General features: G+C 61.4%; 12 protein-coding genes. 3 read left to right on the top strand and 9 right to left on the bottom strand.

The features are described 5' to 3' along the window. Position 1 precedes the first annotated feature (1 nt). Genes AC1DV6_RS07360 through AC1DV6_RS07325 form a run of 8 tightly spaced genes read right to left on the bottom strand, consistent with a single transcriptional unit; the run spans position 2 to position 6,158 of the window. A complete protein-coding gene (locus tag AC1DV6_RS07360; RefSeq protein WP_477976604.1) occupies positions 2–1,360 on the bottom strand; it encodes an AMP-binding protein in 1,359 nt (452 codons plus the stop codon). Beyond that, on the bottom strand, positions 1,357–1,806 hold the full coding sequence (locus AC1DV6_RS07355; protein WP_477976602.1) for a hotdog family protein: 450 nt from the start codon (positions 1,804–1,806) through the stop codon (positions 1,357–1,359). The genes AC1DV6_RS07360 and AC1DV6_RS07355 overlap by 4 nt, the downstream gene beginning before the upstream one ends. 40 nt (positions 1,807–1,846) lie before the next feature. Beyond that, positions 1,847–3,040 carry a beta-ketoacyl-[acyl-carrier-protein] synthase family protein gene (locus tag AC1DV6_RS07350; RefSeq protein WP_477976600.1) on the bottom strand — a complete coding sequence of 398 codons (1,194 nt, stop codon included), beginning with the start codon at positions 3,038–3,040 and terminating at the stop codon, positions 1,847–1,849. Between the two features lie 30 nt (positions 3,041–3,070). Beyond that, positions 3,071–3,808 (bottom strand): class I SAM-dependent methyltransferase, encoded by a 738-nt coding sequence (locus tag AC1DV6_RS07345; protein WP_477976598.1) that lies wholly within the window; start codon positions 3,806–3,808, stop codon positions 3,071–3,073. Then, positions 3,793–4,632 carry a polysaccharide deacetylase family protein gene (locus AC1DV6_RS07340; protein WP_477976596.1) on the bottom strand — a complete coding sequence of 280 codons (840 nt, stop codon included), beginning with the start codon at positions 4,630–4,632 and terminating at the stop codon, positions 3,793–3,795. Before AC1DV6_RS07340 ends, AC1DV6_RS07345 begins: the two co-directional genes overlap by 16 nt. Next, positions 4,629–5,228, bottom strand: coding sequence for a LolA-related protein (locus AC1DV6_RS07335; RefSeq protein WP_477976594.1), 600 nt, complete (start codon positions 5,226–5,228; stop codon positions 4,629–4,631). Before AC1DV6_RS07335 ends, AC1DV6_RS07340 begins: the two co-directional genes overlap by 4 nt. 1 nt (position 5,229) lies before the next feature. Beyond that, positions 5,230–5,874, bottom strand: coding sequence for a COG4648 family protein (locus tag AC1DV6_RS07330; RefSeq protein WP_477976592.1), 645 nt, complete (start codon positions 5,872–5,874; stop codon positions 5,230–5,232). Next, a complete protein-coding gene (locus tag AC1DV6_RS07325; protein ID WP_477976590.1) occupies positions 5,871–6,158 on the bottom strand; it encodes a phosphopantetheine-binding protein in 288 nt (95 codons plus the stop codon). Before AC1DV6_RS07325 ends, AC1DV6_RS07330 begins: the two co-directional genes overlap by 4 nt. A 129-nt stretch (positions 6,159–6,287) precedes the next feature. Between AC1DV6_RS07325 and AC1DV6_RS07320 the strand changes: the two genes are divergently transcribed. From AC1DV6_RS07320 to AC1DV6_RS07310, 3 genes are all read left to right on the top strand, one after another. Next, a complete protein-coding gene (locus AC1DV6_RS07320) occupies positions 6,288–6,983 on the top strand; it encodes a phosphatase PAP2 family protein (RefSeq protein ID WP_477976587.1) in 696 nt (231 codons plus the stop codon). 139 nt (positions 6,984–7,122) lie between these two features. Further along, positions 7,123–7,719, top strand: coding sequence for a chorismate--pyruvate lyase family protein (locus AC1DV6_RS07315; protein ID WP_477976585.1), 597 nt, complete (start codon positions 7,123–7,125; stop codon positions 7,717–7,719). Then, the gene (locus AC1DV6_RS07310; protein WP_477976583.1) at positions 7,716–8,561 is read left to right on the top strand and encodes a MipA/OmpV family protein; all 846 of its coding nucleotides are present in this window, start codon (positions 7,716–7,718) and stop codon (positions 8,559–8,561) included. Before AC1DV6_RS07315 ends, AC1DV6_RS07310 begins: the two co-directional genes overlap by 4 nt. Before the next feature lie 123 nt (positions 8,562–8,684). On the opposite strand, the gene AC1DV6_RS07305 is transcribed toward AC1DV6_RS07310, so the two are convergent. Beyond that, positions 8,685–10,682 (bottom strand): M3 family metallopeptidase, encoded by a 1,998-nt coding sequence (locus tag AC1DV6_RS07305; RefSeq protein WP_477976581.1) that lies wholly within the window; start codon positions 10,680–10,682, stop codon positions 8,685–8,687. Positions 10,683–10,818 lie beyond the last annotated feature (136 nt).

Genomic DNA, 10,818 nt, shown 5'->3' with positions numbered 1-10,818 from the left:
CTCAATGCCTTGCGTTCAGGTGGCTGGCTATCAGCTCAGCCAGTGCAACGGCCGACAGCTTGCCGTTGGCGTCGCGCGGCAGCGCATCGACAAACAGCACCGGGCGCGGCAAAAACACGGGGTCCACATGCTGGCGCAGCGCGGCCAACATGTCGGCGCTTTTGTGTTGCAGCTTGGGCGCGACCACCAGCGCCAGCAGCCGCGGCGATTCCGACTCTTGTTGGGAGGTGCTTTCATGCATGCAGAACACGCCGTCTTCGACATCCGGCAGGCTTTGGAGTAGCCGATTCAAAAACGCCAGAGAGTTGCGTTTGCCGACGATGTTGATCATGTCCGAGTTGCGGCCCAATAGCCGAAACTGCGACGGGCTGATCAGTTCGACCACGTCGTTGAGCAGCTGCGGCGCATCGAAGTGTTCGGCGCAGGCGCGGGTTTGCCGGTCGTCGGTTTGCAGCGTAATGCCGACATAGGTTTGCCAGACTGTGCCGCGGGTCGGGCGCCGGGTGGCCAGTGCACCGGTTTCGGTGGATCCGTAAATTTCGACCATCGGCGCGTGCAGCTGGGCTTCTACCTCTTGCGCCAGCTCCAGCGACAGCGGGGCGGTCGCCGACAGCACTGCGCTGACGCGCGGCAGCTTGATGTTGGCGTCCATCAGCTTGCGCAAATGGAACGGCGTCGTGACCAGCAGGCGCGGCTCGGGCAGCTCGGCCAGCGCGCTGGCCACGTCGGCCGCAAAAAAAGGCTGGCCCGCACTGAGCTGGCCGCCGCCAAAGATTGGCAGCAGCACGGTCGCCTCCAGCCCGAACATGTGTTGCGGCGGCACCGTGCCCAATACCGCACAGGGCTGGCCCACTGTCTCCCACATGCGCTGGGCTTCGGCGATCGCGCAGTGCACCATGCGGCCAAAGCGCATCGTGTGCGCCTGCGGCGTGCCGGTCGAGCCGGAGGTGAAAATGCGGGCGATCACCTGGCTGTGCAGAATCTGCGGCACCACCAATGGCGCGGTAACGTCAGGTCGACCGGTTTGCGACACCGCCACATAGGGGATGTGCTCCGGCATTGTCGAGTCCTGTTCACCGACACAAATGGCGTCAGGAAAATCGGCATGCAGCGCCGCCATGTTTTTCGGTGCGGTGGAGTTTTGCAAAAGGCTGACGATGCCGCGGCTGATCGCTGCAAACAGCGCGACCGAAAACCAATAGCGGTCCTTGCACAGGTTGAACACATGGCCGGTCTCAGGCAGGCGCGAGGCCAGCGCCAGTGCATCGGCCAGAAACTCGGCCTGGCTGATGCTGCGTCCATTGCGCCAGGCCAAAGTCTTGCTGCTGTCGTAGCCAGGCAGGAGGGGCAGCGTCGTCATGGGGTGGTCAGGGCCGCAGGGGGTTTGATCATCACGCCGGCGCGCCCGCTCAGCAGCAGGCGCTCTTCGCAATGGATGCTGAAGTCATACAGCAAGCTGATTTCGTTGCCAGAAATGCGGGTGGCTTGAATCCGCAGCGGCGCAGCGGCGTCGTCCAGCCGTGCGCGCGTCCACTGCACATTGCGCACACTGGTTAAGTAACCGATGTCGGGGGTCTGGTCCGGCGGTGCCAGCAAGGCGCCGTGCACCGCCATCGCCTGTGCCGCGTATTCGATGCCTGCTGTGATGGGCAGGCCCAGCGCGTTGCGCAACGGGTTGTCCGGCTCCAAATGGCTGATTGAGCTGCAGAAGATTTCTGCACTGTCCCAGCGCTCTACCGCGTGCAGCAAACACATATTGCCTTGGTGCGGAATGTGGGCCTGAATCCAGCTCCGGTCAATCTTCATGGCCGCGATGCAAGGGCAAGCCGGGGGTGCTGCGTGGCCATCATGCGGCTTTGCGCGAGAACAGCAGGCTGCAATTGCTGCCGCCAAAGCCGAACGAATTGCTCAGTGCGTGGACAATCGGCTCGTTGCGGTTTTCGAGCAGGTAGTTGCAGTGCAGGTTGGCGTCCTGTGCAGTGGTGCCAACGCCGCCCGGCAAAAAGCCTTCGCGCAGCGCCAGCATGCAGATCACGGCCTCGACGCCGCCCGCAGCGCCCAGCGTGTGGCCCGTGTGGCCCTTGGTTGAGCTGCAGGGAGTCGTGTTGCCAAACAGCGCGGTCACGCCCTTGTCTTCTGCGGCATCGTTGCTGGGGGTGGCGGTGCCGTGCAGATTGATGTAGCCGACCGCTTGGGGCGTCAGGCCCGCCATGTCCAGCGCGGCCTGCATCGCCATGCGCGCGCCCAGGCCTTCCGGGTGCGGTGCCGACATGTGGTGCGCATCGCTGGATTCACCGATGCCGCTGAGCAAAATGTCGCCGGTGCGGGCTGTGTCGGCATGCTCCAGCAACACGAAGGCAGCGCCTTCGCCGATGGAGATGCCGTCGCGCCCGGCGCCAAACGGCGTGCACGGACGGCTGGACAACAGCTGCAGCGAATTGAAGCCGTATAGCGTGGTCAGGCACAGCGAATCGACGCCGCCGACCACGGCCGCATCAATGAGGCCGCAGTGGATCATCCGCTGGGCGATGCCGAAGACCTTGGCGCTGGACGAGCATGCTGTCGAGACCACGCTGGTTGGCCCCTGCAGGTCGGCGTACTGGCGCACGAAATCGGCCACCGAAAACATGTTGTGGGTATGGCGGTAGCTGTGGCTCTTTGGCAGCGCGCCGCTGACCGGGTCGCGCTCGCGGTAAGCCAGCTCTGAACTCAGAATGCCCGAGGTGCTGCTGCCCAGAAACACGCCGACACGCTTCTTGCCATAGCGTTGGGCCGCAGCCTGCACGCTGTGCATGAAGCCGTCTTGTTCCAGCGCCAGTTGGGCCAGCCGGTTGTTGCGACAGTCAAATTCTTGGAGGTCGGTGCGCAGCGTCACGGTGTCCAGGCCGTCGACCTCGCCTAGCCAGGTCGGCAGGTCTACGGTATCCCAGCGCTCGGCCTGCAAACCGGTGCGCCGGCCACGCAACGCGCCCAGTGTGTCTGCCGTTCCGCGTCCCAATGCGGTGGTGACTGTGAATGTTTTTATTGGTAGTGGCTGCACGGCAAATTCACATGATCGAACGCAGAAATTCTACTTGACGGAAATTGGACCGGGCACGCTGGCGCTCAGCAGTACATTGGCAAACGACGTGCCCTCGCTCATCGGTTGCGCCGTTACCGTAAAACCGCGTGCTTGCAGCGCCAGCAGCCAGTCGGCGTGTGTGCGGCAGTAGAGTCGGCGTATGTGGAACCCATGGGCGTGGGCCACCGCCAGATCGATCCACTGGCTGAACTGGAAACGCCAGCCGCCATCGGCATTGCCGACCCGCAGCAGCAGCAGACCGCCGGGCGGCAGCGCCGCGGTGATTCGGTCCAGTAACGCATCCTGTTGTTCGAACGTGATGTAGTGCAGCACATCCAGCAACGTAATCGTGTCGTACCCGTGCAGTGCCGCCTGGCACATGTCGCCGCCGGCCAGTTTCAGTTGCGGGGCGTATAGCGGCGCCAGTGCGCGGTTGCCGATCGCGCAGGCGCCAGCGTTTAGATCAATGCCGTGAAACGTGGTGCCGGTTGGCACGGCAATACTTGGTTGCAGTTGCTCACTCGCGGCAAGTTTTTCGGCCGCCAGAAACCAGGCCGCCAGCAGCCCGCGGCCACAGCCCAAGTCCATCACCCGGCGACTCTTGTGCAATACGCCGTGCTCCAGCAAATAGGTAAACAGTGGATCACCGCCGAGTTTGCCTCGGGCCATCTGGTATTGGAAATTGCCAGCAATCTGGTAGGGCTGGCTGGCCGCGTTCAGCAGCTGCAGCTTTAGCGCGGCCTGCATGCGTCGGCTAGCGTGACCGTCTTCAGTCCTTGCGCCCGGATCGCTGCCAATAGCGGCGGCAGCACGACAATGATCAGCGGCTCGCCGCTGGCGGAGCGCGCCGCATGGCCGTCGTGCATCAACAGAATGTCACCGGCGCCTAGTTGGCGGGTCAGTCGCGCCAGTACCTTGTCCGGATCGCGCTCGCGGGTGTCGAAGCCGCGCCGAGTCCATGTCGCCAGCTGCAGACCGGCGGCGTGCAGCACCGGGGCAAGGAACACATTGCGCAGTCCGGCCACCGCGCGGTAGAACTGCGGCGCCTGACCGGTGATGCCTTGCAGAATTTTTTGACCGCCCAGGATTTCACGGCGCCAGCCAGCCGGTCCGGACAGCGAGACAAGATTCGGATGGCGCGCGCCGTGGTTTTCAATGCGGTGGCCAGCGGCCAGCATGCGCTGACACAGTTCGGGCTGTGCCTGTGCGCGTGCGCCTATGCAAAAGAAGGTGGCCTGGATGCCATGCTGCGCAAGAATCTCCAGCACCTTCGGTGTGACTTCGGGGTCGGGGCCATCATCGATGGTGATGGCGACTTCGCGTCGTTGCACTGCTGGCGCGGGCAGTCGCACCAGGTTGGCGCCCATCCAGGTGCTGCGCGGCCATAAGCCGACCAGCATCAGCATCAGGTGGCTGGCCAGCAGCGTCGTTACCGCCCAAAGCCAGTGCTGTGGCCACAGCACCAACATCAATAGCGCCGCTCCATGCAGTGTCAACTGAATCCACAAAAACGTTCCCGGGCGCCACGCGCCTTGCGTGGCGGGCTGGGCTGCAGTGGGCGGCGGGTTCACGGGGTGGCGATTTTGGAGACCGTCATCTCAATGCGGTCTCCATCGGCTTGTTCAAAGCGGATGGTCTTGATGTTGGCCTCGGTGCCGCCGATCTGGATCTGGCGAACGATCTTGGCCACGGCCCGGTTCACCGGGGTCAGTGTCAACTGCCACTTGGCCTGCACGCCGCTGAACTCGACCGCATAGTTCTTTTCCAGCGCGGTCTGGTCGCCGCTGAGTGTGCCGCGGATGCTCTCGACCATCGCTGCAACGGCCGGGTGGTCCTGCAGCCGCAATTGAAGCGGCTTCTTTTCAAACATGCTGATGGTCAGCTTGTCGCCGTCCAACAGCATGGCTTCGGCGCGCGGCTTTAGCGTACGTTTTTCCAGTCGGTCTGGGGCGTCAAAAGACAACTCGCCGGAAGACTCCAGTGGCTTGTCCAGAAAGCCTATGTATTTCTTCTCGACGAAGCTGGCCTTGCCGGATTTTTGCTGGGCCAGCAGGTTCATCAGTTCGGGCATTGCCCAATCGGCCGCATGGCTGCTGATGGACAGCAACATACCGGCCAACAGCAGCGCAACGCGATGCGACCGACCGAGAGAATGGAGTTTGGACATATCAGCGGCGTTCATATGATCGGTAGGCTTGGACAATCTGGGCGATGCTGTAGTGCTCGCGGTCGGGCAGCACCCGCACGCGTACCAGATACTCCACTACAAACATCAGCCCCACGGTCACTGGGGTCAACAGGTTGGCGAAGAACGACCAGACGGCCAGCGGCGCCAAGAAAAACAAGCCGACCGAGAGCACTCCGCTGATGATGAAGTACGCGGTCCAGACCAGCGTGACCTTCCAGGTGTAGCGCATGTAAACCGGATCGGCCGGGCTGGGCAGCAGCATGCGGGTTACCTGCGAGCACAGCGCATTTGCGTCGCCACGTCCCAACGTTGCGCCAAACGTAATCGCTAGCAAGGACATCGCGCCAACGTGCTGCATGAAGTACAGCCAGTTGACGTGGTTGCGCAGCTCGTCCAGGTACAGCAGCACCAGCAATGCCAGCACAGCCAGTGCCAGCAGCGCCGGCCAGCGCAGTCTGGAGTGCCAGGCGGCCAGCAACGCCATCACGGTCAGCGGTGCCACACCGACGGCCAGCATCAGCAGGTTGGGGTGTTCGTCTATGGTCAGGAAATGGCTGAAAGCCAGATACGCGGCTACGACCACGGCGATACCCGCAATGGCCAGCAACCGGGCGATACGGTTCACTTGGTGCGCTTTTCCGCGATGTGGGCGGACAGGCTACGCAGTGATTTGAAGACACTGAAGTTGTCGTCGCCTTCGGCCTTCATCTGAATGCCATATTGTTTGGATACAACCAGTGCAATTTCCAGAATATCGATGGAATCCAGCCCGAGACCGTCACCGTACAAATCGGCATCGGCTTCTATGCTTTCCGGCGCGACTTCAAGGTTCAGCGCAGAAACAATCAGCTGCGCAACTTCGCGTTGGAGCTCTGCACTGTTGGCTGGGGCGCTGGATAAATGGGTCATGATATAAAAGATAAGTGCAGTTATCGACTTGCGGCCCGGTAAACCACGCACGGGTCAATGGGGGCCAAGGTTGCACATGAAGGATACTTGCTGGCACCAGTGCCGCAATGTGTGAGTCTGGGCATTTTAATGCAATCAAAAATTCCTCTGAACTCCCACACCGCCCTGCCCGCTGATGCTCCCGGCCCAACGACCGTGCACTGGGGCGCAATCTTCCGCCATGATTTCTGGTTCAAATTTCTGGGCACCAGCGCTTTCATAGCGCTTTTCTTTTGCGCCTATATCCATTTACTGAAGAACCCCGCGTTCCCGGTATTTGTCGTGCCGCTGACGGTGGTGGACGACTGGATAGGTTTTGCGCCGCTGGCGCTCATTCCCTATTTGTCGCTGTGGTTGTATTGCTCGCTGCCGGTGATGCTGTTGCCGAGTCGGCGCCGGTTGCTGAATTTTGGCGCCTGGGTTGGTGCCATGTGTTTGCTGGCCCTGGCCATTTTCTATTGGCTGCCCAACGCTGTACCGCCAGCCAATATTGACTGGGCGTTATATCCCGGCGTGGCCTTTTTAAAAGGTGTGGATGCGGCGGGCAATGCTTGCCCCTCACTGCATGTGGCGACAGCGGTGTATTCCAGCTTTTGGCTCTACTGGCTGATGCGGGAACTGCGCCAGGGCTGGTACAGCCAAGCGCTGCAAATACTGTGGGGCGTGGCGATTGTTTACTCGACGATGGCCACCAAACAGCACGTATCGCTGGATGCGCTGGCTGGCACGCTGCTGGGTGCGGTATTTGCGTTGGGCGCGCGCTGGTCAGAACGCAAACTGCTGTGAGCCGCCAGGCCGTCGGCCGTAGGATTTTCGCTGGCGGAATTATTGATACATTTGTCAGCAGGTGAGGCGCCAGTCCATTTGGCGAATAGTAAATATGTCGTTGAGCTTGACGGCAAATAAAAAGAATCTTGGCAGAACCATGAACCGCACGCATTCCCCGGCCCTTGCCCACTGGCATCCGCATATCCACCGGCATGCCGCATCGGTCGAAATGCGTGATTGGCTGACTGACAGACATTCGCTAACCGCGCGGCTGGTTGCGCGTTGCGGCCAGTTTCGGGTGCAGCGCCTGCAGCAGCAGGTAGCACGTTGTTTGCCGGACGAATTCAATGCCATCGGCCTGTCCAGGCGGGCCAATGTGGTCGAGCGGGACGTGTTGTTGCGCTGCGATGGGGTCGCCGTGGTCTACGCGCATACGGTGTTGCCGCTATCGGCCAATGCCAGCCACTGGCCGCTGTTTGCGTCGTTGGGTAACAAATCCCTGGGCAGTACGCTGTTCCATGACCCGCTGGTCGCGCGCGACGATTTGCACTACGCACGGCTGTGCGTCAGCCACCCGCTGATGCGGCGGATTGTGGCGCTGCAGCTGGTTCCGGCGCAGACCGCACGCCTGTTGGCCAGGCGTTCGCTGTTCACCCGCCATGGCTCCAGCTTGCTGGTCACCGAGGTGTTTTTGCCGGCGCTTTCCGCGCTGCCCATCGCCCCACTGCCCCTCTATCCCAAGGCTGCACCATGACGCATTTTTCACGGGCGCTGCCCCTACTGGTTGGCGTGACCTGCTGTTTTGCGCAGGTCGCCCAGGCGCAGGAGCTGCCGCTGTGGGAGGCTGGCGTCGGGGTGCTGGCGGTGCAGCTGCCCGCCTACCGCGGCGCAGTGGAATCCAGCACCAATGTGCTGCCGATTCCGTACATCATTTATCGCGGCGAGCACCTGAAGGCGGATCGCGACGGCGTGCGCGGGGTCTTGTTCGACACTGACAAATACGAAATCAATGTGAGCTTTGCCGCATCGCCGCCAGTGCGCAGCAACGATGTCAAGGTGCGCAATGGCATGCCCGACCTCAGTGCCAGTCTTGAGGTGGGGCCGTCGTTGGACATCAAGTTGTGGCACTCGGCGACCAAGGACTCCAGGCTGCGTCTGTTTGTGCCGGTGCGTGCGGCGGTGACGCTGGAGAGCGATCCCCGCTTCATAGGCTGGCAAATTGCGCCACGTCTCAATCTCGACATCGACAGTCCGTTGGGTTTTTCGGGCTGGACTCTGGGTAGTGTTGGTGGCCCGATCTTTGGCAGCCAAGAGCAGCATGCGTATTTTTACGGTGTTGCGCCGCAATTCAGCAGTGCCACTCGACCCGCCTACGAAGCCCGGGCCGGTTTTGCCGGCATTCAGATCGTGTCGGCCTTGTGGAAACGTTTTCCAGGCTTTTGGGCCGGCGGTTTTGTTCGCTACGACAACGTCAGCGGGGCGGTCTTCGAAAACAGCCCGCTGGTCACCCAAAAAAGCGGTTTTTCAGGCGGCTTTGCGATCTCGTGGGTGCTGGGCAAGTCCAGCCAAATGGTGCCTGCAAGCCAAGGGGATTAGTTACCGCTCCTTGCCATTGGCTGCCTCTGCGCGTCTGCGGTGGTCCTGAATAAAAGCGGGGCACGCTACTGTTTTAGTAGCGTGCCCCGCTTGCTGTATGGGCGCTAGCGCCCTATTCCATTCTTACTTTCCGGCGATCTCCGCAAAGAACGCATCCGGTGTGGACTTGCGGCCCAGGAACTCTTCGACCAGTGCTGAAGCTGGGCGCTCGCCACCGCTTTCCAGAATCAGCTTGCGGTACTTGGCGCCCTTGGCGGTGTCCATCACGTTGTTGCCAAAGGCGGTGCGCATGTCCAGCGCCAGCACTTCAGACCACATGTAGCCGTAGTAGCCGGCCTGGTAGCCGCCCATCAGGTGGCCGAAGGACGCGGGCAGCATGTTGCCGGGGGTGTAGCCCATTGGCGTCTTGCTGGAGATGTCCACCCAGGCTTGCTGTGGGTCAACTGCAGTAGCGGTGTGCAGCGACATGTCGAACGCGGCGTACAGACGTTGGGTCGCGTAGAAGCGGCCCTGGCCGAAGGTGCGCGAGGCGTTCATGCGGTCTACGAGCTTCATGTCGATGGGCTTGCAGGTCGCGCAGACAGATGCGAACAGCGCCAGCGACTCGGGCCGGCGTGCCCATGCTTCGTACATCTGTGAAGGCGCTTCGACAAAGTCGCGCTTCACACCGGTACCGGCATTGAGCACATAGCGGGTCTTGGACAGCACGCCGTGCATGATGTGGCCGAACTCGTGGAACAGCGTGCGCAGCTCGTCCTGGTCAAAGCCGTCGCGGCTGAAGTTGGTGACCAATACGCTGACCGGCGTGCGGTTTTCCAGCAGCGACACACCGCGCACCGGGAAGGCCGCTGCGTGCTTGTACTTGCCTTCGCGCGGGAACATGTCCAGATAGAAGCTGGAGATGTACTTGCCGGTCTTGCCATCCAGCAGGTCGTAGGCACGCACGTCGGCGTGCCAGACCGGCAGCTTGGTGTTGGGTTCAAACTTGACGCCGTACAGCGTGCTGGTGACTTTCATCATCCAAGCAATCGTCGGCTCGGTCGGGAACTGCGCGCGCACTTCGTTCTGGTCTACGCTATAGCGAGACTTCTTCAGGCGCTGCTGGAAGAAGCTGGTGTCCCAGGCCTTCAACACCGCGTCGGGCTTGCCAGTGAGCGCAACCTTTTCCTGGCGCAGCTCATCCAGTTCCTTGCGTTCCAGCGCGGTGACGCGGCCCAGCACGTCGTCCAGGAACTTGTTGACGTTGGCAGCGTTGCCCGCCATCTTGCGTTTGATCGACCAGTCAGCGAAGTTGGTTTCACCCATCAGCTTGGCCAGCTCCAGACGCAATACGGTGGCTTCTTTCAGGATGTCCAGGTTGACCTGGCCGCCGCGCTGGTTGAAGGCGAGGTAGAAGGCTTGGCGCGTCGGTTCGACTTCCACGAAGTTCATGATCGCGTTTTGTTCGGGGTAGTCCAGACCGAACAGGTAATTGCCTTGCGCATCCTTTTCGCGCTTGGCCAGCATGTTGGGCGGAATGCCTTTCAGATCGGCTTCGGAGAATGCCAGCTTGGTGTTCACGTCACGGGTGTTGCGCTGGAAGTCTTGCGACAGTTTGTCCAGGCGATCAAAGATTTGCTTGGCGCGCTCGCGGGCTGCACCAGTCAGGTTAACGCCACGCTCCTTGAAGTCGTCCAGAATGCTTTGGCGCGCCATCGCATCAATCGCGTTCGTGGTGCGCACCGCTTCCACGCGCTTGAAGAGTTCTTCGCTTTGCAGGTAGTCGTTGGGCAGTGCGGACAGCTTCAGGTTGCAGTCTTCGGCCGCTTTGCGATTCTCGGGATTGGGGTGGGTTTCCTGCATCAGCTCCAGGGGGCCATTCATGTTTTGCAGCACGATGTCCAATTGGTTCCAAGCGCCCAGTACGGTCTTGGCGTTGGCTTTTTGTAGCGGCAGAGTCTTGATTTTCTCAATGCGCGCTTTCGCGTCGGCAATGGTCTGGTCGCACAGCGCAGGCAGTTCGGCAGCGCTGGGTTGCAGGATGCCGCCGCGCGTTGTCGCGCCAGTTGTTGTAGCGGTAGCAAAGGCGGATTGGGCGATCAGGGCTGCGCAGGCGGCCAGCACGGAGGTCTGAAGTTTCATGGGTTTCCTGGGTAAGGAGAAAAAAGAGGCCCTCGCGCAGGGGTGGAGCGAGGGGCCGGGCAAATTATAGGGAGAGCGCTTGTTGCGAAAGGTGCGTGGAAACCCGCGCGCTTTGCTTCAAAATGGCAGTCAGAGA

The sequence above is a fragment of the Rhodoferax sp. P2_H8_2 genome, assembly GCF_056403235.1.
The sequence above is the reverse complement of the archived record's forward strand: the minus strand, read 5'-3'. Positions and strand labels throughout refer to the sequence as shown.

Coding starts and splice junctions, on each gene's coding strand:
- AC1DV6_RS07335 (WP_477976594.1), bottom strand. CDS start 5,228: ATGTCCAAACTCCATTCTCTCGGTCGGTCGCATCGCGTTGCGCTGCTG.
- AC1DV6_RS07310 (WP_477976583.1), top strand. CDS start 7,716: ATGACGCATTTTTCACGGGCGCTGCCCCTACTGGTTGGCGTGACCTGC.
- AC1DV6_RS07345 (WP_477976598.1), bottom strand. CDS start 3,808: ATGCAGGCCGCGCTAAAGCTGCAGCTGCTGAACGCGGCCAGCCAGCCC.
- AC1DV6_RS07360 (WP_477976604.1), bottom strand. CDS start 1,360: ATGACGACGCTGCCCCTCCTGCCTGGCTACGACAGCAGCAAGACTTTG.
- AC1DV6_RS07355 (WP_477976602.1), bottom strand. CDS start 1,806: ATGAAGATTGACCGGAGCTGGATTCAGGCCCACATTCCGCACCAAGGC.
- AC1DV6_RS07305 (WP_477976581.1), bottom strand. CDS start 10,682: ATGAAACTTCAGACCTCCGTGCTGGCCGCCTGCGCAGCCCTGATCGCC.
- AC1DV6_RS07320 (WP_477976587.1), top strand. CDS start 6,288: ATGCAATCAAAAATTCCTCTGAACTCCCACACCGCCCTGCCCGCTGAT.
- AC1DV6_RS07325 (WP_477976590.1), bottom strand. CDS start 6,158: ATGACCCATTTATCCAGCGCCCCAGCCAACAGTGCAGAGCTCCAACGC.
- AC1DV6_RS07315 (WP_477976585.1), top strand. CDS start 7,123: ATGAACCGCACGCATTCCCCGGCCCTTGCCCACTGGCATCCGCATATC.